17 protein-coding genes are annotated in these 25,094 nt (G+C 38.0%); all 17 read left to right on the forward strand.

Going from position 1 to position 25,094, the window contains the following annotated elements; all coding sequences use genetic code 11:
* The first annotated feature begins 144 nt into the window (after positions 1-144).
* The 17 genes from AC0L8O_RS09340 (at position 145) to AC0L8O_RS09420 (ending at position 25,069) form a co-directional block, all read left to right on the forward strand.
* Positions 145-1,035: a carbohydrate ABC transporter permease gene (locus AC0L8O_RS09340; RefSeq protein WP_473448790.1), complete on the forward strand. Its 891-nt coding sequence runs from the start codon at positions 145-147 to the stop codon at positions 1,033-1,035.
* 17 nt (positions 1,036-1,052) lie between these two features.
* Positions 1,053-1,865 carry a carbohydrate ABC transporter permease gene (locus tag AC0L8O_RS09345; RefSeq protein WP_026560420.1) on the forward strand — a complete coding sequence of 271 codons (813 nt, stop codon included), beginning with the start codon at positions 1,053-1,055 and terminating at the stop codon, positions 1,863-1,865.
* A 28-nt stretch (positions 1,866-1,893) separates the two neighbouring features.
* Complete coding sequence (locus AC0L8O_RS09350; RefSeq protein WP_473447562.1) at positions 1,894-2,871, forward strand: ROK family protein; 978 nt, start codon at positions 1,894-1,896, stop codon at positions 2,869-2,871.
* Between the two features lie 41 nt (positions 2,872-2,912).
* Positions 2,913-3,923 (forward strand): Gfo/Idh/MocA family protein, encoded by a 1,011-nt coding sequence (locus AC0L8O_RS09355; RefSeq protein WP_473447564.1) that lies wholly within the window; start codon positions 2,913-2,915, stop codon positions 3,921-3,923.
* On the forward strand, positions 3,920-4,894 hold the full coding sequence (locus AC0L8O_RS09360; protein WP_473447566.1) for a Gfo/Idh/MocA family protein: 975 nt from the start codon (positions 3,920-3,922) through the stop codon (positions 4,892-4,894). The genes AC0L8O_RS09355 and AC0L8O_RS09360 overlap by 4 nt, the downstream gene beginning before the upstream one ends.
* A 62-nt stretch (positions 4,895-4,956) precedes the next feature.
* Positions 4,957-5,796 carry a sugar phosphate isomerase/epimerase family protein gene (locus tag AC0L8O_RS09365; RefSeq protein ID WP_473447569.1) on the forward strand — a complete coding sequence of 280 codons (840 nt, stop codon included), beginning with the start codon at positions 4,957-4,959 and terminating at the stop codon, positions 5,794-5,796.
* 80 nt (positions 5,797-5,876) lie between these two features.
* On the forward strand, positions 5,877-6,839 hold the full coding sequence (locus AC0L8O_RS09370) for a Gfo/Idh/MocA family protein (RefSeq protein WP_473447570.1): 963 nt from the start codon (positions 5,877-5,879) through the stop codon (positions 6,837-6,839).
* Positions 6,840-7,373: 534 nt separating this feature from the next.
* A complete protein-coding gene (locus AC0L8O_RS09375) occupies positions 7,374-7,544 on the forward strand; it encodes a hypothetical protein (protein WP_473447572.1) in 171 nt (56 codons plus the stop codon).
* Between the two features lie 138 nt (positions 7,545-7,682).
* The gene (locus AC0L8O_RS09380; RefSeq protein WP_473447574.1) at positions 7,683-8,525 is read left to right on the forward strand and encodes an enolase C-terminal domain-like protein; all 843 of its coding nucleotides are present in this window, start codon (positions 7,683-7,685) and stop codon (positions 8,523-8,525) included.
* Between the two features lie 355 nt (positions 8,526-8,880).
* Positions 8,881-9,645 (forward strand): thioesterase II family protein, encoded by a 765-nt coding sequence (locus AC0L8O_RS09385; protein ID WP_473447575.1) that lies wholly within the window; start codon positions 8,881-8,883, stop codon positions 9,643-9,645.
* Between the two features lie 85 nt (positions 9,646-9,730).
* On the forward strand, positions 9,731-10,426 hold the full coding sequence (locus tag AC0L8O_RS09390; protein WP_473447578.1) for a 4'-phosphopantetheinyl transferase family protein: 696 nt from the start codon (positions 9,731-9,733) through the stop codon (positions 10,424-10,426).
* 48 nt (positions 10,427-10,474) lie between these two features.
* Complete coding sequence (locus tag AC0L8O_RS09395; protein WP_473448791.1) at positions 10,475-11,719, forward strand: ATP-grasp domain-containing protein; 1,245 nt, start codon at positions 10,475-10,477, stop codon at positions 11,717-11,719.
* A gap of 146 nt (positions 11,720-11,865) precedes the next feature.
* The gene (locus tag AC0L8O_RS09400) at positions 11,866-16,329 is read left to right on the forward strand and encodes an amino acid adenylation domain-containing protein (RefSeq protein WP_473448793.1); all 4,464 of its coding nucleotides are present in this window, start codon (positions 11,866-11,868) and stop codon (positions 16,327-16,329) included.
* 29 nt (positions 16,330-16,358) lie between these two features.
* Complete coding sequence (locus AC0L8O_RS09405) at positions 16,359-17,105, forward strand: aminotransferase class I/II-fold pyridoxal phosphate-dependent enzyme (protein ID WP_473447580.1); 747 nt, start codon at positions 16,359-16,361, stop codon at positions 17,103-17,105.
* Positions 17,102-17,776: a hypothetical protein gene (locus AC0L8O_RS09410; RefSeq protein WP_473447581.1), complete on the forward strand. Its 675-nt coding sequence runs from the start codon at positions 17,102-17,104 to the stop codon at positions 17,774-17,776. Before AC0L8O_RS09405 ends, AC0L8O_RS09410 begins: the two co-directional genes overlap by 4 nt.
* Before the next feature lie 29 nt (positions 17,777-17,805).
* Positions 17,806-19,110 (forward strand): condensation domain-containing protein, encoded by a 1,305-nt coding sequence (locus AC0L8O_RS09415; RefSeq protein WP_473447583.1) that lies wholly within the window; start codon positions 17,806-17,808, stop codon positions 19,108-19,110.
* Positions 19,061-25,069, forward strand: coding sequence for an amino acid adenylation domain-containing protein (locus AC0L8O_RS09420; RefSeq protein ID WP_473447585.1), 6,009 nt, complete (start codon positions 19,061-19,063; stop codon positions 25,067-25,069). The genes AC0L8O_RS09415 and AC0L8O_RS09420 overlap by 50 nt, the downstream gene beginning before the upstream one ends.
* The last annotated feature ends 25 nt before the right edge of the window (positions 25,070-25,094 follow it).

Here is a 25,094-nt window from a genome sequence, read left to right on the forward strand (position 1 = left end):
ACTAAATCCCTTCTCAATCTGGCTGTCTAATCTCTTCGCTTTATTGAATAAAGGGAAGAGAACAGAAAATCTTAAACGGAAGGAGAGATTTAGTTGGAAAATTCGTTAGCTACAGAGAAAAGACAGGAACCGGTTTTACCTAAGATGAGAAAAAAGAAACCGAATAAAGAAGTATTTTGGGCATATCTATTTATAGCTCCGACTGTTCTTGGCCTTTTCGTCTTTTATATGTTTCCGGCGATTGCGTCTTTTGCTCTCTCGTTTACGAAATGGAATGGCATTAGTAGGGCAGAATATGTTGGGCTGGAAAATATCATATCCTTACTAAATGATGAATCCTTTATTCGTTCAGTACTCAATACGATCGTTTTTACAATTGTCTCTGTTCCGCTTTCTGTTATTTTTGCTCTTATTATCTCTTTGCTGCTGAACCAAAGAATCAAAGGAATGGTCGTGTATCGTACCCTTTACTTCTTACCTGTTGTCACGATGCCTGTCGCAGTTGGAATGGTTTGGAAGTGGCTATATAACACGGAATATGGACTCATTAATTACATGTTAGGTTCATTAGGACTTCCACAACCGTCATGGTTGTTTGATCCAAATATTTCTCTGATTTCCGTTATTTTAGTATACGTCTGGATGACGGTCGGAAATAATGTCATTCTCCTTCTGGCTGGATTACAAGGAATAGATAAAACCTATTATGAAGCAGCTCAAATTGACGGTGCTTCAAAAATGAAGCAGTTTTTCAACATAACACTGCCGCTTATCACACCAACTTTATTTTTTGTCTTCATTACAGGAATGATTAGCTCGCTCCAAGTATTTGATTTAATTTATATCATGATAGGGGAAAGTACGGCCCTGTTAGATCCATTAAGGACAGTTGTGTTCGGGGTATATGAGACAGGCTTTGAGTACTCACAAATGGGCATGGCTTCTGCACAAGCCTTCCTCTTATTCTTAGCTATTTTGGCGGTTACAATCATTCAGTTTGTCTTCCAGAAGAAGTGGGTTCACTATGATGGATAAAAAGGAGTTGTTAACATATGAAGTTAAAAATAGGTAATCATATATTGCTGATTTTCGGGGCATTTATCATGATTGTACCATTTTTATGGATGGTTTCCACTTCGCTGAAAACATTTGGAGAATCTATGCAGGTACCGCCAACCATTTTACCGAAAGAATGGAAATTTGAAAACTATGCTGAAGTGTTCGAGAGTGTTAATTTTGTGAAATATTATATAAACACAATTGCGTTAACACTTGGCAGAACGATCGCACAGTTGTTTTTATGTTCGCTTGCTGCATTTGCCTTTGCCCGATTAACATTTCCTTTTAAAAATACCATTTTTATTGCAATTCTATCTGTGTTGATGGTTCCTCCACAAGTTATATTAATTCCAAACTATGCGATTTTAACACAGCTTGGTTGGATTGATACGTTTTATGCATTAATTGTACCAGGTATGTTTAGTGCCTTCGGTGTCTTTTTGTTAAGACAGTTTTTTATGGGGATACCAAAGGAACTTGACGAAGCAGCAACGATGGATGGATGTTCATTGTTCGGGATCTATTGGAGAATCATTCTTCCAAATGCAACACCGGCACTCATTGCACTAGGGATCTTCACTATCCTTGCAGCATGGAACGATTTCCTCTGGCCGCTTGTGATGACGAGTTCTGAGAATATGAGAGTTCTTTCAGTTGGAATTGCTGCATTCCAAGGACAATATTCAACTGATTATCCGTTACTGATGGCTGGAGCTGTGCTTTCAACAATTCCAATGCTGATCATGTTTATTCTGTTCCAAAAACATCTCATTTCAGGAATTGCTTTACAAGGTGTTAGAAGATAGGTTACTAGAATGGCTTAGGAGGATACAGATGAGCTTAGAGAAAAAAGATCTAGCAATCGGGGTGGACTTAGGAGGAACAAAATTATTAGTAGCGCTCGTCTCGGTTGATGGAAAAGTAATAAGGGAATTGGAATGCAAAACTTCTAAACAAGATGCAGATCATATTTCATTGATTCTAGTTAACGCAATTACACAATTAATCGAGGACGTAGATAAGAGTAGATTAAGAGGAATTGGCGTTGCTTCGGCGGGTGTTATAGATTCGAAGCGAAAGAATATAGTCTATGCCAATAATTTAGGATTGGAAAACTATCCGATTGGAGCCTTGCTTGAAGATCACTTTCATCTTCCGGTTCATGTTTGTAATGACGCGAATTCCGCTGCCGTTGCCGAATGGATTTGGGGTGCAGGTATTGGAAAAAGAAATCTTATCTATATTACCGTGAGCACCGGTATCGGGGCGGGAATTATTAGTGACGGGAAACTGATCACTGGAATCCATGATAGTGCAGGTGAATTTGGACATATCACCATTGTTCATAAAGGTGAACGATGTGGATGTGGAAACAGAGGTTGTTTAGAGCAGTATGCTTCAGGTACAGCACTTGCAAGGCTGGCAAATCAACGACTAAAGCATTCCACCAGCCTGCTGCATGATTTGAAAACAGGATCAACAGTAACAAATAAAGAGATTGCAATAGCTGCTGAAAAAGGTGATCTTTTTTCCATCTCATTACTTCATGAAGTTGGTGAATATTTAGGGACAGGTTTAACGAGCTTAATCCATTTATTTAATACCGAGGCCATCGTCTTTGGGGGCGGAATCATGAATATGTCAGACTTTATTTTACCTACAGTTGAAAAATATGTAAGGGGAAATAGCATCACTCAAATGAGCAGAGATGTTGTGATCAGTAAAACGGTGTTAGGGAAAAGAGCAGGTGTGATGGGAGCATCAGGTTTATTTTTTCTAATTGAAGGAACTGAACCAAGTATAAATATGTAAAAAGAATTGTTCTAACTTAAAAGGTTAAAGGGGAGTTGCTTGTGTTTAAATCACTTGTTATTGGAGCTGGAACAATGGGAACTGTTCATGCTCAGGCCTACGAAAAATTAACAAACGTCGAGTTAGTGGGTATTGTTGATACTAATTATCCGAAAGCACAAAAGTTGGCAGAGCAGGTTGGGGCCAAAGCATTTCGTACATATGAGGAGGCAGCAGCAAGTATTGGAGAAATTGATGTAGTATCCATTTGCTTGCCGACGCCGCTTCATAAGGAATACTTGATAAAGGTTGCTGATCAAGGCAGTCATGTTGTTTGTGAAAAGCCTCTTGCAAGAACATTGACAGATGCCAAGGAAATGATTGCTTACTGTCAAGAAAAAGATGTAAAGCTGTTTGTTGGGCATGTTGTACGGTTTTTCCCTGAATATGTTAGAACAAAGCAATTACTTGATACGAATAAAATCGGTTCTCCGGCAGTTGTCAGAACGTCAAGAGGTGGCGGTTTCCCAAATGCCTCAAATGATTGGTATGCTGATTTTAACAGCAGCGGCGGCTTGGTTTTAGACATGATTATCCATGATTTTGATTACTTAAGATGGTGTTTTGGTGAAGTCGAACGTGTATACGCGAAAAGCAGCAAGGGGCGTGTGTATTCAAGAGTAGAATATGCGCTCGTCACATTAAGATTCAAAAGCGGTGTTATTGCACATGTGGAGGGAACCTGGGCCCATCAAAACTTTACAACGAAATTCGAAATTGCTGGTAAAAGTGGAATTATTGAATTTGATAGCTCAAAGGTACTGCCTGTTGTGACTGGACGGAATAACAGCAGTACAGATGGTGTTGCTGTTCCTGAAAGTCCGTTAAAAGATAATCCTTATTTTATAGAGCTGCAGCATTTTATACAATGTATCGAGAATAACGATCAACCAATTGTAACGGCAGAAGATGCAGTGAAAGCAATGGAAATATCTTTAGCAGCCTTAGAGTCAATTGAAACAGGTAAACCGGTTGTCTTACATGAGGTAAAAGTAAAGGAGGTTATTCGATGAGAGTCGGGATCATTAGTTTTGCTCATGGTCATGCATACGGATACGCTAGTGCCTTACAAAAAATAAACGGAGTAGAACTAGTTGGAATTGCAGATGACAGTCAAGAACGCGGTAAAAAGGTAGCTGTTCAATTTGAAACGAAGCACTATGCTGATTACCATGAATTATTTGATCAAGATATAGAAGCTGTTATTATTACCTCTGAAAACAGTCTTCATATGGAGCATGTTGTAAGTGCTGCCCGGAAAGGGATTCATATCTTATGTGAAAAGCCGTTAGCTTCAAAAGTGGAAGATGCGAAAAAAATGATCCAGGTATGTAAGGAAAATAATGTTATTCTACAGACGGCTTTTCCGGTAAGATTTAACACGCCAATCGTAAACGCAAAAAAAATCATTGATAGTGGCGAGCTTGGGAAAATCATTGCGATTAAAGGAACCAATCGTGGAACAAATCCGGGAGGCTGGTTTGTCGATAAGGAAAAATCAGGTGGCGGTGCTGTCATCGATCACACGGTCCATGTCGTTGATGTGATTCGTTGGTATACAGGTGCAGAAGTAACCGAGGTCTATGCTGAAGTTGATAACAAAATTTCGGATTATGATATTGATGATTGTGGCTTATTGACAATGGAATTTGATAATAACATGTTTGCTACATTAGATTGCAGCTGGTCCCGTAATAAAACCTACCCGACATGGGGAGATGTGACATTAGAGATTGTCGGCACAAATGGGACTCTAACAGTAGATGCCTTTGAACAGAAAACAGCTGTCTATAGTAATGAGGAAGGTGCACAGTGGGATTTCTGGGGAGACAATATGGATGAAGAGTTAGTCGCCGATTTTATCACAACCGTCAGAGAAAAACGGGATCCGTCTATCACTGGTGAAGATGGCCTAAAAGCATTAGAAGTAGCAATCGCAGCCTATGAATCTTCCGAAAAGAAACAACCAGTTTCTCTTATTTAAAAAATTGTAGAGGTCATTTCTAGTTAAGGGGATGACCTCTTTTTATGAAGGGGTGGTTTTACATGTTAAAAGGGATCAATCAATGGTGCTATCCAGAGGGAACTCAACTTGAACAAGTATTTGAATATAGTCGTGACGCAGGCTTTGACGCAGTGGAATTAAATGTTTATGATACTGGCGGTATAGGACTAACAATGGAAACAACCGAAGAGGAAGCAAAGCAGATTGTCCAACTTGCAGCTGCCTATGATTTAAAACTGAAAAGTCTATCAACAGGTTTATTATGGAAATATCCACTTAGTCACCCGGATGAAGCTATTAGGGAGCAAGGCAGAAACGTGGTGGAAAAACAAATTCAATTAGCGACCGTGATGGAAATTGATACCGTTTTAGTTGTCCCGGGCGTTGTAACAGAAATAATAACCTATTCTGAATGCTATTTGCGCAGTCAGACTGAACTTAGAAAACTGCTTCCACTGGCAGAGAAGAACAACGTTACGATTGGAATTGAAAATGTATGGAATAAGTTTTTACTTTCACCATTAGAAATGGTCAACTACATTGATGAATTAGATTCTGATTATGCTGGAGCTTATTTTGATGTGGGAAATGTCTTGCAGTTCGGCTACCCTGAGCAATGGATTCGAATCTTAGGGCATCGGATCAAAAAGATACATGTTAAAGATTTTAATACATCTGTTGGAAACATTACCGGATTTGTCCCATTACTCGCAGGTGATGTCAATTGGCAAAATGTTATTGAAGCACTAAAAGAAATTGGCTACCATGACACGGTAACAGCTGAAATCACATCATACAAACTTGATCCTCGACCATTAGCTGTTGATACATCAAGGAATCTGGAGTTCATTTTTAACATGCAAGATATGGTGACTCGTTAACGAAGTGGACCAGAAGCGCTCTCTTTCAACCTATCAATCTAGCAGAGAGTCTTCTGTGTAAAACCTTAAGGGGGAGAACGATGCCAAAAGTAAAGGTTGGATTTGTTGGCGTAGGAGGAATAGGTGCTGTCCACCTGCGAAACATTGCAAAGAACCCGGATGCAACGGTTGCTGCGGTTTGCGATATTGCTGAGGAAAATGCACGACGAGCAGGAGAAGAATATCGTGCAACTGCCTATACAGACTTCGATGCGATGCTTTCACATGAGAAGCTGGATGCCTTATTTATCTGTGTTCCTCCATTTGCACATGGTGACATGGAGGAGAAGGCAGCACGCCTTGGGATTCATTTAATGGTTGAAAAGCCGGTAGGATTGGATATGAATTCCGTCGAGAAAAAGTTAGAAGCAATCAAGGATGCCGGTATTCTATGTGCAACAGGCTATTGTTTACGCTACTTAGATACTGTTGCAATCGCAAAAGAATTTTTGTCAGGAAAAGAGATTGCCATGGTAAGAGGCTATTATTTAACCTCCTTTGTCAAAACGCCATGGTTTAGGCAAATGGAGAAATCAGGAGGACAGCTTGTCGAACAGGCCACCCATATTGTAGATTTAATGCGTTATTTAGCAGGAGAAATCGTTTCGGTTTCCGCTGATATGAATCTACATGTCTTAAAAGATATACAGGGAATGAATATCCCTGATGTTTCATCTATTAATGTTACGTTTGCAACGGATGCGGTAGGACATATAGATTGTTCCCTCACACAGCCTGATCACAGAATGGGCCTGGAAGTAATGGGAAATGGTTTCCGAGTGGAAGTGAATGGAACGGATGTAACGATCATAGATGGAGAAAATACAACAACTTATACGTCAAAGGTTGATTTCTATGAAATACAAGATCATGCATTTATTGACGCAGTTAAAACGAACAATAAAGATTACATTCTATCATCCTATGAAAATGGACTTAAGACATTACATGTGACCCTTGCGGCAAATAGATCGAATGAGAAAGGTAGAATTGTTCAATTATAATGAGAATTATAGGTTCAAATAATTTTATCGAGAAAAAATTTGAGTGTAGAAGCAACCTTGAAAAGTAGTGACTGTAGAGTGTTCCAACACCTTACAGTCTTTTTTGCAATTTATCGAATGAATATTTTATAGAAAGCGCTTACTGTAAAAATTGTTATCTTTCACGGAACATTTTCTTGCGTACAGTTATAGAATCGAATGAAAGGAAGTGAAGTATTTTATAACGACTTTTATAGATTTATATTAGCTTATTTTGATAAATGGAACATAAATATAAATAGGAGAACGATTATAAAGGAACTGTGTCTTTTGGAACAATGTTTTTAGTTATAAAACAACTTTTATAGTAACTATATTTTTATAAGAGGTGATAGCAATAATAGAAAGTGATGCGGATTCTGGTGTTATGATTTTGCTTTAGATAAATTATGCAAAATTTAACCTTCTAACTATATCAAAAGCAAATTTTTTAAATCTATATCATTACAGGAACTAATAATAGATGGATATTTTAAGTCAAAAGGAGGCAATTATATGGATATGTTAAATATAGCCAATAAAGAAATTGAGCGAATTGAATGGTGCAAGCTGCCAGGTAAAAGAATACGTGCAGCAGGATGTAATGCACGCCTAGGTGTGCATGGAGATAGTGTTCCTTTAGACCTTGTCAGGGTAACAATAGGAGGGCATGAAGGTTTTGGGTAGTCTCGAATAAATGAACAACGAGCACAGGAACTTTTAGGTAAAAAAGTTGGGGAGTTATTTAATCATAATGGAGAAGTAAATTCCCTTTATTATGATATTGAATTTCCCCTATTAGATTGGCTAGGAAAAATAAAGAACATGCCTGTATATAAGTTATTATTAGGCGACACAGATTTAAAAATAAGTGTTCCATGCTATGATACTTCTCTTTATTTTGATGACCTCCACCTCCAGGACGACGATGATGCGATAGAACTTATTCAATCGCAGGCATTAGAAGGAAAAGCACGGGGACATCGAGCATACACAATTAAAGTTGGTCGCGGAGCTATGCACATGCCTGTCGATAAAGGGACAGAAAGAGACATTGCCATTATAAATGGAGTTCGAGAAGCAGTAGGTCCAGATGCTAAAATTATGATTGACGCTAATAATGGATATAACCTAAACCTTACTAAATATGTTCTGAAGGCAACTGCCCATTCTAACATCACATGGATCGAAGAAGCCTTTCATGAAGATCCACCTCTTCTTGAAAACTTAAAGAATTGGATTCAAAATGAGGGATTGAATGTACTTGTAACAGATGGTGAAGGAGATGCCGCACCACAAATAGTCGATTGGGCGAAACAGGGATATTTAGATGCAATACAGTATGACATCCTTCACTATGGTTTTCATAAGTGGATAAATTTAGGTCAGGAACTGGATAGAGCAAATGTATATACAGCACCGCACAGTTATGGGTGTGTATATGGAAATTATGTGTTGGGTCATTTAGCTCCACTAATTAAAGGTTTTTTATTCATAGAATGGGATGAAATAAAAGTTGAAGGAATCGATGCTTCTAGCTACATTATTAAGGAAGGAAAGGTGGAAGTGCCTGATAAACCCGGATTCGGTATTGAATTGGATCATAACTTTTACACTAATATGGTAGAGAAATCCGGATGGAAAGTTTGTAAAAAACTTGTTGGGTAATTTCAAATAAAGATCCACACCTATAAGAAATAGGTGTGGATCTTTATATTTCTGATATTTCATTGATGTTTAAGGTCCTTTATTTAATAAAAGAATTATTTTTAATCTGTTTAATATAGGACGTAATGCCTTTTTCATTGTGATATTCATAACGAATAACCCGTTTCTTTTTGCTTATAAAAAGTAAAATGAGTATAAAAATAACTAGGAGAAATACCTATTTCTGTATAATCAATCCCCATACTTTGGCATTATGTTCATTTTCTTCCAGTTGGTTTATAATTTAGAATATTAAAATAATTATTTAGTTCCCTGAAAAATCAATATTATTTATCTGTAAAAGGTGGAGAAGCAAATGGGCAACACCTGTTCTTCCTGGTTTATGTGCAGAAACCCTCGAGCTTTCCCGAAAATTAAGCTTTTTTGTTTTCCGTATGCCGGTGGTGGAAGTTCGATTTATCAACATTGGGAATTTAATGAGGATATTGAAGTGTATGCAGCCATTTTGCCAGGCAGGGAGACAAGATTCAATGAAATGCCTATTAGTCAAATGGATCATCTAGTTTCTAAGTTATCGCACGAAATTCGTGAAAACTTAGATACACCTTTTGCCTTTTTTGGACACAGTATGGGAGCGCTCTTAGCATTTGAATTAGCACATCAACTACAACAAGACAATGGAATTTCACCCACCCATCTGTTTCTATCTGGAAAAAGTGCACCACACCTGAAGAATCAGCAACCATCCCTTCATAATATGCCAAGAGACATGTTTCTACAAAAGCTGAGATCTCTCGGAGGGACTCCAAAGGAAATTCTTGAACATCCTGAGGCATTTGAACTATACGAACCTCTTCTTAGAGGAGATTTTAAACTTTGTGATACATATAACTTTATTAATAGAGAGCCGTTAAAATGTCCGATGTCAATCTTTGGTGGCTATCAGGATAATCTTACTTCAATGGAAAGTTTGGAAAAATGGAGTGAATTAACAACAGGTACAGTAGTGGTGAAAATGTATCATGGTGATCATTTTTTCATTCGCTCTCAAGATAAAAAACTACAGCAGTATATCTACCATCGTTTGACATCTTTTTTTACCGTGAAAAGCAATGAGTAAAATAAACAGTCTCATTCAACAAACATATTCGTTTTTGACTTTGATAAAAATCATTTTGTGAAAATAACTTTCGAGGTTAAGGTAAATGGAAATTGTTGCAGTGCAAATTGAAAATGTTGATCAGACCTTGTGTGATCGATTAAGCGGCTACTTAAGTCCTGATAGGAGAAAAAAGCTTCGTCACTTTAAGTTTCGCGAAGATCAATTACGTTCGATATTCAGTGAGTTGCTTGTTCGTACCTATATGATCGAAAAATGGGGATTAAGAAATGACAGAATCAACTTTGTTAAAAATAAGTTCGGTAAACCTGCAATATGCGGATTTCCTCAAATTCAGTTTAATCTATCTCATTCAGGTCATTGGGTAGTAGCAGCATTTGATCCGTTACCTGTTGGAATTGATATTGAAGAAATGGTACCAATTGATCTTGCCATAACAGATTACTGCTTTTCACAATTAGAAAAGACACAATTAGATGAACAACCAGAAGAAAACACATTGGCGCATTTTTACAAGGTGTGGACATTAAAGGAAAGTTATATAAAAGCAGTTGGCAAGGGATTATCAATACCACCTCAGTCCTTTTCGATCAATCTAGTTGATGAGAAAATGAGATTGCAGACCAATACTGACAAAGAAAATTGGTGTTTTTATCAGTATGAAATTGATGACAGGTATAAGTTATCAGTTTGTGCCAGGAACTCCACGTTTCCTGAACAAGTAGAAATGATATCATCAAATGATTTGGCGTTTCGTTTTAAAAATATGGTCTCAAACTAGTGGTTGTTACGTAATGGAGTGATAAGTGATGAGGAAAAAATATTGTTTGTGGAGTCTAATACAACAGGTACCGGAATGATCTTATTGAATAAGACGAAGCTATGGGGGTATGAGCCTGTTTTTTTAACACAGCGTAAAGATGTTTATGTGGGACTGAATAGAACAGGATGTGAAATTATAAGCTGTAATACAAACTCTGTTACTGATTTAATCCAAATAATCAAATCAACCTTCACCTCTGAAGAAATTGCCGGAATTATGACAACAAGTGAGTATTATTTAACCATTGTTTCAGAACTAGCGAAGATATTTGATCTGCCCGGAAATCCTCCGGATGTACTCAGCCTCTGCCGCAATAAGTATAAAACACGGCTTGCTTTATCAGAAGCGAAAATAAATCAACCAAAATTTAGCGCTATTCATTCTGTTGCAGAGTTAGAAGAAGAACTATTAAAAATCGGTCTGCCATGTGTAGTTAAGCCTACAGACGAAAGCAGTTCTAACGATGTTCGTGTTTGTGAAACAAAAGAAGAAGCACTCAAACAATTCCACGTAATTATTAATAAAACTCATAATGCTCGTGGACAAGCACCTTCTAAAGTAGTTCTAGTAGAAGAATTTTTACATGATCAAGAATATAGTGTTGAAATGTTTACGTGGAATGGTGTATCAAATTGTGTTGGTATTACAGAAAAACATGTGAAAGGATATCCGTATTTTATTGAATACAAGCATATCTTTCCTGCACGATTACCGGGTGATTTAGAAAGTGAAATGACTAAGACAGTATCAGCAGCATTAAAAGCTATTGGATTTGTCAATGGCGTAACACATACAGAGATAAAATGGACAAATAAAGGTTGTGCAATCATTGAAATAAATGCTAGACCTGCAGGCGGAATGATTCCGGAATTAATCCAAGCTGTTGCAGAAGTTGATTTGCTGGAATTGCAAACTAAGAGTGCAATCGGTGAAAAACCGCTTTTCAACATAAACCATACAGGATGTGCGGGGATTCATTTTATCGTTTCCGATCAACCGGGTGAATTAGTAGAAATTTTAGGAGTCGATCAAGTTAAGAATTTAGATGGAATACAGCAGGTTACTCTTACTTCAAAAGCAGGAGACCAAATCCACGTTCCTAAAAATGCATCACATCGTCTTGGTTTTATTATTGCAAAAACAACTTCATATGAAGATACAAGTCTACTATTGGACAAAGCAATAAACATGATAAAGGTGGATGTAAAACAAGAACAACAGTCTCAATTCATCTCAAATCTCGATATATGATAAGCGTGTTATTTTTGATATGGGTATAGGTTGTGTCAGAAGTAATAGAAGTTAGGATATTCAGTTGAAGAGGAGGTTTTCACCTTAATGGTTCATCTAACAGATGAAAAGGGACACAATTATCCGCTAAGTCATCCGCAAAAAGAATTTGGTACAATGAAAAGTTGTACCCCGATACGTTGATTCATCATATTTGTGGTATTGGAGAAATTAAAGGGTATGTAGACGCCAAACTACTGATCCAATCCATCCACACTGTCATTCAAAAGCATCAAGCATTTCGCCTTATCATAGCCCAACAATCTGAGAAAACAGTCCAATCGGTTTCAAACATCCATGACACAAAAATTAATGTTGTTGACTTTCGTTGTGCAGCTGATCGGCAACATTCATTCAATCAGTGGCTACAAGAACAGAAGAATACCCCACTATTATTGAATGGTCAACCTCACTATTATTTCGTGATTTATCAAATGGACGATGATCATTGGGGGATTTTTGCTAAATTGCATCATTTTATTTTTGATGGTTGGTCTATGGAGATTTTAACAAAAGAGATTGGCAGCAACTACGAGAAGCTATCAAAAGGTGAGCCTATTAATTACATCGAATGTACCTCTTATTTAGAATTCATTAATCGAGAAAAGGAATACCTCAGTTCTATACGTGCAATGAAAGACAGCGCATATTGGCTCAAAAAATTCGAATTGATACCGGAGCCGATTTTTCAGTTTAACGCTGATCAGCTCCAGGCTAAAAGAAAAACCTATTCTCTTGATAGTAAATTAACATCTTCCATTTATCAATGGACGAAAAAGAATAATTGTTCAGTAAATGATTTCTTTATTTTTTTAGTTTCTTTATCTATACATAAATTGTACGGTAGGCAGAATTTCACAATTGGTATGCCTGTGTACAATCGCTCAGGTGCTAAGGAAAAACAGACAATTGGCATGTTTACGAGCACAATTCCTTTGTTATTACATCTAGATCAAAATGCCTCAGTGCTTGACCTGCTTTCAACAGTCAAGCGAGAAATCCGCAATTCCTATCATCATCAAAAATACCCTTTTGACCTCTTGATTCAAGATCTGCAGCTTAAGAAGCACGGGTATGATTCTTTGTTTCAAGTAGTTGTTAATTATTATCCATTTACTCCATCTAATCAAATGTTCAGTAACAATTTCGAATTAACGGAAATTCACCCGGGTCAGCAAGTATTTCCATTGCAAATTGTTATAAACGAATGGGCGGAAAATCAACTTTCATTGGAATTTGATTATCAAACATCTGTTTTTAGCGAAACTGAAATTGATCAACTGTCTAGTAGACTTGTTCAATTATCACAATTTGTAATGGCAAACACGAATTCCATTGTGAGTGATCTTTCTGTCCTAACTGAAGAAGAACGAGAAAAAATGCTAGTTTCATTTAATCAAACAACAAGGCCGTATCCAAAAGATAAAACGGTTGTGGAATTGTTTGAAGAGCAGGTTAGGCTTAACCCGGAAAAGGTTGCCTTAAGCAGTGGTCCTAACCATTGGACTTATGGAGAACTGCACAATAGGATTGTTCACCTTGCAGGTAAACTTGCCCAAATAGGTATTGGACCGGAGAAGAGAATCGGAGTATATGGCTCACATTCTATGGAACTTATCGCTGGAATCTTCGCCATTTTAAAGGTTGGGGCAGCGTATGTCCCGATTGATTATACCTATCCAGCCGAGCGGATTACAGAAATGATAGAAGACAGTAGTTTATCTTGTATCGTGGTAAATTTCGATCTTCCAGAGGAAATTCACTTTGATGGTCAGATTTTACATGTAGCAGAGTTGGAGATTAAAGATGAAACGATATGTATAGATCATCATATCAGACAGTCTGGACCACAAGATTTGGCTTATATGATCTATACATCTGGTTCAACAGGAAGACCCAAAGGTGTAATGATCAGACATAGCAGCCTGACAAATTACTGTTGGTGGGCAAATAGAGTGTACGCAAATGAAAAACCAGGTGTTTTTGCTTTATATTCCCCCTTATCATTCGATTTGACTGTCACATCCATATTCACGCCTTTAATTGGAGGGCATGAAATTCGAATATATAAAGAACCGAAAGAGGGGTTCGTATTATTCGATATTTTACAAGAAAACAAAGTAACCGTACTTAAACTTACACCAGCCCATTTAGCTTTGCTTCATGAGCAATGTTTTAAAAACAGTTCACTTCAAACGTTAATTGTCGGGGGAGAAAATCTTAAAGTATCAACAGCGCAAACTGTATATGAACGATTTCAAAGAAATATTTCGATCTTTAACGAATATGGACCGACAGAAGCAACAGTCGGTTGTATGATTCATAAATATGATCCAGAAACAGATACCGGTCATTCGGTGCCGATTGGCAAACCAGCTGATAATGTTCAGCTGTATGTCCTTGATGATTATCAGCAGCCTCTACCGATGGGAAGCATTGGTGAACTTTACATTGCCGGCGATGGAGTGGCAAAAGGCTATTGGTGTCGTAACGATTTAACAAAACGTCATTTCATAGAGAAACATTTCTTAACATGTAAGACATTATACAAAACTGGTGACTTGGTGCGTTTTAACGAAAACGGGTTACTTGAATATGTAGGAAGAAAAAATCATCAAGTCAAAATAAATGGATACAGAATCGAATTAGAAGAAATAGCAGCCAGATTATTGGCTTTATCCACTATTACACATGCATATGTATCCGCATGGGAAATGCCGGATGGACGTAAGCAGTTGTCTGCTTACATTGTTTCAACGGAAGATATGGATCCATCTGTCATAAAGGCGAGCCTGAGCTCATCACTTCCGGCATATATGGTCCCGGTGCATATCATTTCTATGGATGAAATGCCATTAACAACAAATGGGAAGATCGATACTTCGAGACTTCCAGATCCTACTGGTAACCAAGAGGAAATGAGCCAGGATGCTTTCACTTTTTCTGAAAAAGAAGGACTGTTAGTAGCTGCTCTTGAGGACGTACTGGGCATTAGTCCAATTGGGTTGGACCATCAATTTTATGAACTTGGTGGTGATTCGATTAAAGCGATTCAATTATCATCTCGTTTGAACACAATCGGTTATGTGCTCAGAACGAAAGATATATTAGCCTATCCGCATATAGGAACGATGGCAGCTTATATGAAAAGAAAAGAACATGCCAACGAAGAAAATGAACAAGCACCAATTGAGGGAGAACTGAACTATTCCCCGATCTATTATTGGTTCTTTAATCAAGGTCATCAACAGCCGGAATATTACAATCAATCTGTATTGCTGCGACTTGATAAGTCGGTACAATCCAAAGACATCGAAACAGCTATGGATGTTTTAATACAACATCATGATAGCTTACGGCTTAATCTTCGTTCTGATGGTGTTTTCTTTTATAACGATAAACATTTAGATGAACATGTGCAGCTTAAAATCTTTGATTTGTCTGAATTGACATACCAACAACAGCTTCAAGAAATGGCGGAAATTGGTAGAAAGATAAAATCATCCTTTGATCTTGAAAACAGTTTGTTAATTAAAGCGGCTGTCTTTTATTTAGGAGATCAAGGCAACCGGCTATTAATTACCGCACATCATTTTGTTGTTGACGGTATTTCATGGAGAATTTTGCTTGAAGACTTGGCAACAATTTTAGACAGCAAGAGGCAATTACTAAAAATCTCGCTTCCACCTAAAACAAGCTCGTTTCAAAAATGGACGAAACAGGTGACAGAATATGCTGCCAGCTTACAAACGGAAAATGAGTGTTATTGGACGAAAAACATAGGACATCAAGGTCCTCAACTCATTGCCACAACGGATGAAAGTCAACAACTAATGAAGCAGACAGCAACAGTCAGTCAAAAAGTGAGCAGAGATGTAACAGAGCAATTATTGTTCCATACAAATAATGCTTACCAGACCGAACCTGTTGATTTATTACTAAGCTCGCTTTCTATAACAATGCAGCATATGACAAATAACCAATCCATCTTAATCGAGATGGAAGGACATGGTCGAGAAGAAATGAATGATGAAATCGATGTTTCCCGAACAGTGGGGTGGTTTACGAGTATTTACCCTGTTTTGTTCACATTTCCAAATTCTGAGTTAGCCGATCAGATTAAAACAGTGAAAGAACAGCTTCGTCAGGTTCCGAATAAAGGATTCGATTATTTAGTAAAACGCTATATCAGTAAGCATCTGCTACCGAAAACGAATGAACAACAGATCATTCGCTTTAACTATCTTGGTGATTTTAACAATTCGGTGACCTCTGAACTATTTACTTTGTCAGAGGAATTCACAGGTCCTGATCTCGGACAAAGAAATAATTTTAACGTTTTACTAGATGTTTCTGTGATGATCATTGAAAGTCAGCTTCGATTGTCTGTGACATATGCTACTCGTCAATTCAGTGAGGAATGGATATCCCGATTTATGGATGAGTGGATCAAGAATCTAAAAGAAATCGTGGATCATTGCTTGAACAAACAAAACATCGAGTTTACTCCATCTGATTTTGACACGGTTAAGTTAGATCAGGAAGATTTGGACTTACTATTAATGGACTAAAAAATCTCCCAATAGAAAGAAGTGTTTCTGTGTCGATAAATGCTTATTACAAAGAAGACATTGAAAATTTAGAAATGTACCAACGATTGATTCAATATTGGAGCATTATTTTTGACAGACGTGAAAAGATCGATGTGTTGGATAATATGAACTTTAATATCAATCTATTTCCCGAGATTTTCACAAGAACAGAGATGGCAAATCTGCACTCAATCGAACCTGGCTATACGTCACCAGACGGATATACAGAGATGCATGAATTGATCCGTGCACTGGAATTAGCTAGACTGCTCGAGCATGTACCGAGCCGGGAAGAGATTACGAGAAAACTAGTGAATCAGGCGGGAATCGGCTGTGGCAATGGCTGCACAAATGTGATGAATGGTGTAATTAATGCTATTTTGAAGCACAAGCAAGAGGAAGGTATGACGGAAAAACCGGAAGTGGTTTTAATTTTACCTAACTATACCGTCTATACAGCCCAACTTTCAAATCTTCAAGGGAAAGTAACGCCTCGATATGTACATACAAAACGAGAGAATCATTTTTTGCCAACTTGCGAAGAGATAGAGAGTGTCATTTCTCCTTCAACGGCAGCTGTTGTTATTACTTATCCCAACAATCCTGCTCAATCAACGTATGAAGGCGATAATGTGGAAGAATTAAAGAAAATCGTGGAGCTATGCCAGGAAAATGAAGTATTTCTTATTGCAGATAACATTTATCAAGACCTTGTCTTCCCCCGGGAGAGGGGTTTACAGAAATCTTTCATTTGACCGACCGTTTGGAATATGTTGTTAAAGTATACGGATGCTCGAAGGATACACCTTTTTATTCCGGTTATCGTACTGGATATTGGTTTGGAGATCCACGCCTTACAGAAAAGTACAAATATATGATTTCATCGATGGAAAACAGTCTGAATACTCATTCACTCGTTTACTTTGCATTGAATTTATATTTTAAATACAAAACGATCGTTAAAGAGGAACCAATCCTTGAAGACATGAAGTTTTTTACGCAAGGTTTATTCGGTTGGAGTCAACAAGTAAATGGAGAACAACTTTTTAATAAAATGACTGAGTTGAATTTGTTTCAAAACTATCAATCAAGAATTAAACGATCAAATGATATCCAAGAGGATGCATTAACACAGCTCATTGATTTTGTCACACAGTCCAATGTATTCACTGATTATGTAAACCAGAAAATTGGAAATGTATTTTTTATCAAAATGAATCCTGAACTGCATTCCGATCATGACCATGCTTTTTTTAACCAATTATTTCATGAAGCAAAATGCGGGGTGCTTCCAGGAAATGTATTTGGGATTCCGGCCCATTCCAATGAAACGTGGTTTCGCATCACTCTCATTCATGATCATGTGGAAAATATCATTCGAAATCTACGAAAGATTGAAAACATGTACACACATCAGCATGTCTAGGAAGTAAAGCATTTAAGGGAGGGGAGAGCATGACTCAACAAAAGACCAATAGCCTGATTGAAGATATTATCGCATTGTCGCCAACACAAGAAGGTATTTTATACCATTGTTTGAAAGACCCTGGTCTACCACTATATATTAGCCAAGTGATGCTTCAGGTAGAAGGAACAGTGGTAAAAGAACGATTAGAACAGGCATTGGAAATGGTTTCACAGGAAAATGAATGCTTGAGATCTGTTTTTCGCTGGGAGAAAATCAATCAGCCCGTACAAATTGTCATGAAAAAGATGACAGTCAAAATTGAAGAAGAGGACATTTCTGTATTATCTGCTGCAGAAAAGGAGAACCAAATCGAAATCATTAAAAGGCGAGAACAAAAGAAGGGGTTCGATTTAACAAAAGGACCGTTGCTGCGAGTGGTTTTATGCCGAGAAGATGTAGAGAAGTACCATATATTACTGCAATTTCACCATATCATTTTAGATGGCTGGTCACTCGGACTCCTGCTTAGCGAATGGTTCCAAGCCTATGATCAGATCTCAAAAAACGAAAAAGTAAAAATGCAGAATAAACCTAATTATAAATCATACATAAAATGGCTGCAAAATTACAATCATCACCAAGCAGGTGAATTTTGGAAACAAGAGTTGAACTCATTATCAACTTATACAAAATTACCTACCCGTTCGCATAGTAAGCAGTTGGACAGGAATGTTCAACATGAATCCTTGTCTATGGAAGAAATCATGCCGAAGATTGAAGCCTTTTCCAAAGCCTATGGGGTTACGGTAAATGCAGTGATCAATGCTGCTTGGGGGCTAATGCTGCAACGATACAATAACAGTGATGAAGCCATTTTCGGCTTGACCGTTTCGGGACGACCGGAGGAGTTAATCGGGGTTGAGCAGATGGTCGGTTTATTTATCAATACCATTCCAGTTATTGTGAAAAGTGAACAGGACCTAACAGCGGTTAATTATGTCCGGAACGTTCATCAGCAATTAATTCGACTTAAAGAAGTCGAACACTTACCACTTAGTGACATTCAAGCTGTTGTTCAAAGGAGTGGGTCTGAACCACTTTTCAATCATTTCCTGGTGTTTGAGAACTATCCGCTTGATCAACAACTTTCAAAAGGCAACTATACTGGTTTTACTATTACAGGCTATGAGGAAACAGAAGTAAATCATTACGAATTAACTGTCTCATTTTTGTTAGCAGGCAAACCGGAATTAAAACTTGATTATCAAGCAGATTTGTTTGACAGTGCAGGCAATACAAAAGATGGCAAAGCACTTTTTCGTCGTCTTAGATCAGATCACAACACAGCCTGATAAAGAGTTATCATCTATAGAGCTTGTGACAGGAGACGAGAGAAATCAACTCTTACAGAAATTTAACCAAACCGAAACATTTTATCATAATCAGGAGAAGACTGTTTATGAATTGTTTGTTCAACAAGCACAAGCAACACCTGAGCTGCCGGCAGTTGTATACAAAGATGAGCAAATCATTTACCGTGAGTTAGCAATGAGAGCGGAACATCTTGCAAACCATCTTCAACAACAAGGTGAAGGAGAAGGATCGATCGTAGCCATTTTGATGGATTGGTCGACAGATATGATGACAGCCATCTTGGGAGTCCTTGGTTCAGGTAGTGCTTATTTGCCGATAGATCCTCATTATCCTGAGGAACGAATCCGCTATATTATAAACAATAGCCAAGTCCAAACGATCGTAACGTCTGAACAATACTTGGAAATGGCGGGGAGCATGGCCGCATCTACTGTTATTGTCCATCATGGCAACTGCGAAACGTTTAACCATGATTCAAGAAGTACACAAGAAGATACAGATAGGAAGATCGTTGACTTTTCAATGGCCTATGTCATTTATACATCAGGATCAACCGGACGGCCAAAAGGAGTCATGATTGATCAGCAGGCATTTACTGAATTTGTCCTTTGGGCTGTGGAGGAATACGAACATAAAGTTGGTTATCAAGTATTGTTATCCAACTCTTATGCGTTTGATAGTTCAGTCCAGCAAATTTTCCCACCTTTAGTTTCAGGAGGAACCTTGCATCTGCTTAACCCAAACGTCCGCAAAGATGCAAAGCAGTATTTACAGTATCTAAAACAACATAAAATTAACAACTTGGATGAAATTCCTGTCGTGATGAACGTGTTGGTGGAGCAGGCTGAGGAAGAGGATGAAATCCCAGTTTTACCTGCATTAACATCCTTATCCCTAGGAAGTGAATATGTACCAATAAGTCTTGTTAGAAAATGTAAAAAGCTGCTTAATTCCCATGGAAAAATCATAAATGGATATGGACCTGCCGAAACAACGGTCGAAACTTGTACCTATCATTTTGCAGGGGATGATGACAACGAGATCTCGCTTGTTGGTAAACCCCGCAGTAATTTAAAAGTCTATATTTTGGATAAGGATCACCGGTTATGTCCGATTGGTGTTCCAGGAGAAATTTGCGTTAGCGGAATTGGTTTATCAAAAGGTTATCTGAATCAGTCTGAACGAACGGATGAGCGGTTCATTCCAAACCCATTCAGTGATATTCCTGGAGTCAAAATGTACAAAACAGGTGATGCCGGAAAGTGGTTGCCTGACGGGAATGTTCAATATATTGGCCGCATAGATAATCAAATCAAGATTCGCGGGTACCGTGTTGAGCCTGGTGAGATTGAAGATGCACTGCTTCAATATCCTTTGATCTTGGATGCTGTCGTGGTTGTACAAAGAAACAAGCAGAATCATCCAGTCCTTTGTGCGTTTCTGAAATCTCACAAGAAGCCTGAAATACGTGAACTGAGAACATTTTTGGCATCCATTTTACCGGACTATATGATTCCAGTCTTTTATCACTATGTTGAAGAGTATCCAAAGACACCTAATGGAAAAATAAATCGTCAAGCACTTGAGCAATTTGAAATTGAACAAGATCGAGGAAACCAAGACAATAGTTTGCCACGTCATGAGTTAGACAGCAAACTTGTTGAAATTTGGAAAAGTATCCTAAACCACCCTAGTATCGGGATCCATTCTAACTTTTTTGAACTTGGTGGTAACTCCATCCAGCTAATGAGGATCTTCAGCAGGATAAAGAAAGAAATGCCGAATATTTCACTAGAAATAAGTGATTTCTTTACTTATCATACGATAGCTGAATTGTCAGATTATATAGCAGGGCCAACGAAGGATAGCGGGACCGAAACTGTTGATTCTATTAAGGATCATCCAAAAACAGAGATGAATAACAAAGATATCGCCATTATCGGGATAGGAATCCGATTACCAGACATAACTGGACCTGACGCTTTCTGGGAGTTGCTGAAAGAGGGCAGAGAAACAATTAAAGAAATCCCGCAATCCAGAAAAAAATTAGATCCAACAGGATATAAAGGAAAGAACTATTTACGATACGGCTATCTAGAGGGAATTGATGAGTTTGACCCTCAGTTTTTTGACATTTCACCAAAGATCGCCAAATATATGGAGCCTAATCAAAGAATGATGCTTGAGACGACCTATCATACTTTAGAAGATGCGGGTTATACCCGTGAACAAGTAAAAAATCGATCAGTCGGTGTCTTTATGGGGGCTGTGCTGCCAGTTTATCATCAATATTTAGACGTAAAAATAGATGAATTGTTTGCTAGTAATCTTCCGGCCAATTTAGCTGGACGCTTGTCATACCATTTTGGATTCAATGGACCTTCTTTCGTCATCGATACGGCATGTTCATCATCCTTAGTGGCATTACACACAGCCGTTCAATCATTAAGAAACAATGAATGTGAAATGGCAATGGTAGGCGGTATTCATTTGGATATTGCACCTGTAAACCGTGAAGAAGCGATGGAATCTAGCATCGTATCACCAACAGAAAGCTGCAAGCCATTTAGTGATGAAGCAGATGGAACAATTGGAGGAGAAGGGTGCATCTGTGTACTCCTAAAACCAGTTGAGCAGGCTTTACATGATCATGACAGGATCTACTCTGTTATTAAAGGAAGTGCAGTTGTTCAGGATGGGGCCAGATCAAATGGCATCACATCACCTAGTCCTGATGCACAAGCGGAAACATTGCTGCATGCGTGGAAGGATGCAGGAATCGATCCATCTACGATTTCCTATATTGAAGCACATGGAACCGGAACAAAGCTTGGTGATCCAATTGAAATCAAAGGTATACAAAAAGCATACCAATCTTATACCGATCAGAATCAATTTATCGGTCTCGGATCGATTAAATCGAATATAGGTCATTTGGATAGTGCTGCAGGATTAGCGGGCTTGGCAAAAGCGGCTCTTAGCTTGAAACATAATCTTATGCCGGCAACGCTTCATGCATCCAGTTTAAATTCATTTATTCATTTTGACGAATCACCGGTCCTTGTAAATACCGAATTACGTCCTTTAACATCACAAAGCACTCACCCTGCAAGAGCAGGTGTTAGTTCCTTTGGATTAAGTGGAACAAATGTACATGTCGTGTTGGAAAAGTTCGAAACAACTCCACCAGATATTGCGGAAGTGAAAACGATTCAGGACAAGGGTCCATATCTGATTACCGTGTCGGAATCTTCCGAACATTTATTAACAAAGAGAATCGACGATCTTCATACGTATTTGGAAGAAAGGAATGATCTTCTCCTTAAAGATCTCAGTTACACGCTTAATTGCCGTCGCAGTCAACATCGTTACAGGTTTTCAACTGTTGTACAAAATGGATCAGAATTGAGCAACAAACTGGTGCTGATGACAAATGCAGATATACATGAGGCGAAACAGCCAGAACCTGTAACCGTATTGATGCAAGATTATGAAGAGGGTTCCGAAAAATTGTATGCAGAGTTATGTCAATCAGGTCTCTTAAGTAGCGAAGAGGTCGAAGAATTCAATAAACAAATAGCGAATTATTCTGGTCAAGAATATGTACAGCAGATAGTAAGTTATCTTTCCTTTTTAATTGGAATGAAAAAGCTGCTTAGCCGAACTGGATTAAACTTTTCCGTGACTGGATTAGGAGTTGGAGCTGCAGTAGCTGATATTTTCGATGGATCGACAACGTTCGCAGACATAGTGAAAAACATAAATAAATATGACAATGATGCATCGAGAAGACAAGAAATTAACAAAGACACCATTCTTTCGGTCGGTTTATGTCCATCTGAGGAGCTCTATTTAGAACAGAATGAAGGGAAGATCGATCTCTTTCCATTAGAAAAAGGAAAGGCTGGTTTTCTAACGGCTCTTTCTCATCTTTACCAAGCAGGACATAATTTATCATTTGAGGCCATTCAATCCGGCAATGTCATCTCACTACCAGTCTATCCATTTGAGCGCAAATCATATTGGTTTGATATGAGTCAAGTGAAAAATAAAAACAAAACGATGACTCATTTTTCAAAGATTGAAACAAAAGAAGAAAATCCTTTACTCCATCAATTGGTATGGACCCCGGATGAATTAGCAAGAGGAAAAAAACGTAAAATCAATGGATCTATTTTAATTGCTGGTCATAATGATCTTTTGCAAAACAGGCTTGCTGAAAGGTTACGAAATGACGGTTTAACAGTCGTGAAAATCTACTATGGTAAACGATTTAATCAACAAAATCAAGAAGAGTTTGAGATTAATAGTCTTAACACTCGAGATTTGGAAAACGTGTTATGTGTACTGGAGAAAGACGGCCATAAAATTGGTGCATATATCCGTTTGCCAGAAGATAACCAGACTGCAAACAGTCAAGATCCGATATATAGACTTCCTGGGCAGTTCGCTTCAATAGTAGACCACCATATACAACCTGTGTCCGATTTAGGAAAACAGTTAGGGTTGAGATCAAAGGAAAACCCGATTTTTATGTTTCAACTCACCCTTAATGCCGACAAAATAGTATCCGGAGATCCTCCTGTAAATCCGATGCAAAGTTTTACAGTATCTCTTAACCGGAATCTCAATCAGGAATATGAACAGTTAAACACTTATTGCATCGATTTTTCTGAGTATGAACTAACACCAGAGATGATAGCTGATTATATGTATGAAGAGATTATTTGGGAGCAGGAAATGAAGGAATCTGCCTATCGCAGTGGTATTCGCTATGTGAAGCAGTTGCAAAGGCAAAAGATCACGGTTCCTCCGAGAGAACCTTTCCGGAATGACGGAATATACATTGTCACAGGTGGTACAGGTGGAATTGGGATGAAAATCTGTCATTCAATCGCAACAAACATACATGCTACCCTTCTGATCCTTGGAAGGACAGAACGTGAAAAGTTAAATAAAACCCAGCTTGATTCATTAAATCAATTATCAGATATGGGAGCAAAAGTAGAATACTTCACGACAGATATAGCAGATTACGAAAATTTGCGTTTAGTTATTGAACAGATTAAGACAACTTACGGAAGAGTAGACGGGGTTATTCACACAGCCGGTTTGAAAGGGAGGCATGTATCACTACAAGATGCCACTCTTGATGACTTCCATGAAGTCTATGGCGCAAAAGTATATGGCACAGTTTTTCTTGATCTGTTACTGAGTGATCAAATGCTCGATTTCTTCTTTTTATTTTCGTCTGTTGATTCGGTATTACCAGAGGCGAATCAAGGTCCATATTCAAGTGCGAACTATTTTATGGATCAATATGCTTTAAAACAAAGACAATATGGCCGGAATTTCATTTCCATTCAATGGGGCGGTTGGCAGTTGACAGGAATGGGGAAAGCCGCAACAGAAGATAACGAACAAACTATGATTCACAACATCAAACGATTATCACCACTAATTCTAGGTTTTGATCCGCAGATTGGTGTAGCTGCTTTTCATAAATTGCTAAGGACAAACTCAAGCCATACTCTTGTTACAGGATTTAACAGTCAGGATTTAGAGGAAATAAAAAACATTGCCTTTTTTGAGCTTTCTAAAGAACTACAGGATGACATGCAACAACCAGTTGAACAGACGAGCACTAGTGCATCGATAGATGAAATTAGGAGTTTTGTTGCGGCTACTTGGACCAATGTATTGGAATTAGAGGAAGAGCCTGATATACATGAAAACTATTTTTCTTTTGGCGGGGATTCCATACAAGGAATTGATATTGCTTACGAATTATCACAAAAGTACCAACTCCAACTGGATGCAAATATATTGTTTCAACATGATACGATCGATTCACTTAGCCGGTATGTTCATAGTCAAGTAAATGTGCCGAAATCTAAAGAAACGATTAGTTCCATTCCAAAAGCAACCCCTTTATGAAACGAGAGTAACAAGTAAAAGCACG

Source organism: Metabacillus sp. KJ11-3 (genome assembly GCF_055808295.1).

Excerpts from the sequence above, each read along its gene's own strand:
- AC0L8O_RS09340 (WP_473448790.1), top strand. The coding sequence starts at position 145 with ATGAGAAAAAAGAAACCGAATAAAGAAGTATTTTGGGCATATCTATTT.
- AC0L8O_RS09345 (WP_026560420.1), top strand. The coding sequence starts at position 1,053 with ATGAAGTTAAAAATAGGTAATCATATATTGCTGATTTTCGGGGCATTT.
- AC0L8O_RS09350 (WP_473447562.1), top strand. The coding sequence starts at position 1,894 with ATGAGCTTAGAGAAAAAAGATCTAGCAATCGGGGTGGACTTAGGAGGA.
- AC0L8O_RS09360 (WP_473447566.1), top strand. The coding sequence starts at position 3,920 with ATGAGAGTCGGGATCATTAGTTTTGCTCATGGTCATGCATACGGATAC.
- AC0L8O_RS09365 (WP_473447569.1), top strand. The coding sequence starts at position 4,957 with ATGTTAAAAGGGATCAATCAATGGTGCTATCCAGAGGGAACTCAACTT.
- AC0L8O_RS09370 (WP_473447570.1), top strand. The coding sequence starts at position 5,877 with ATGCCAAAAGTAAAGGTTGGATTTGTTGGCGTAGGAGGAATAGGTGCT.
- AC0L8O_RS09375 (WP_473447572.1), top strand. The coding sequence starts at position 7,374 with ATGGATATGTTAAATATAGCCAATAAAGAAATTGAGCGAATTGAATGG.
- AC0L8O_RS09380 (WP_473447574.1), top strand. The coding sequence starts at position 7,683 with ATGCCTGTATATAAGTTATTATTAGGCGACACAGATTTAAAAATAAGT.
- AC0L8O_RS09385 (WP_473447575.1), top strand. The coding sequence starts at position 8,881 with ATGGGCAACACCTGTTCTTCCTGGTTTATGTGCAGAAACCCTCGAGCT.
- AC0L8O_RS09390 (WP_473447578.1), top strand. The coding sequence starts at position 9,731 with ATGGAAATTGTTGCAGTGCAAATTGAAAATGTTGATCAGACCTTGTGT.
- AC0L8O_RS09415 (WP_473447583.1), top strand. The coding sequence starts at position 17,806 with ATGACTCAACAAAAGACCAATAGCCTGATTGAAGATATTATCGCATTG.
- AC0L8O_RS09420 (WP_473447585.1), top strand. The coding sequence starts at position 19,061 with ATGGCAAAGCACTTTTTCGTCGTCTTAGATCAGATCACAACACAGCCT.